At 44.6% G+C, this 386-nt stretch carries 1 pseudogene; it reads right to left on the bottom strand.

Annotation, left to right across the window (positions count from 1 at the left end):
* A pseudogene (locus tag H4J69_RS19710) lies at positions 1–386 on the bottom strand (transposase); the annotation flags it as partial.

Raw genomic sequence — 386 nt, 5'->3', positions numbered from 1 at the left:
AGCCAACTTTCATCGCTGATGTGAAGTCTTGACAGTATATTTGCGGTTTTGTTATCGATAGCGCCTCGTTTGTCTGCTCTTATTACGCGACCTGTTTCATCTACAAGGGTTAAATAGTCCTTCAAACTAAAGCGGATACCGGAGGTTTTAGCTTGCTGTTCATGGCCCGTAAAAGGTAATAACGTTGTCGGTTGCTCTCCGATAATGGCTGCTTTGATACGCAGTTGAATACTGGTAAAACTCGATTGCTCAGGTGTTGGAGCAATGCCCGCACGCACTGGATTTAAATCTACATAAGCCATACAAGCAAGTAATGCCCCTTCATCGAGCAGGGCTTGAGATTTAAAGCGTCCTTCCCAAAAGTGCCCCGTGCATTTATCTTCTTT

The sequence above is a fragment of the Colwellia sp. BRX10-9 genome, from assembly GCF_014077405.1.
Taxonomy (GTDB): Bacteria; Pseudomonadota; Gammaproteobacteria; order Enterobacterales; family Alteromonadaceae; genus Colwellia_A.
This window is presented reverse-complemented; position numbering and strand designations above follow the sequence as displayed.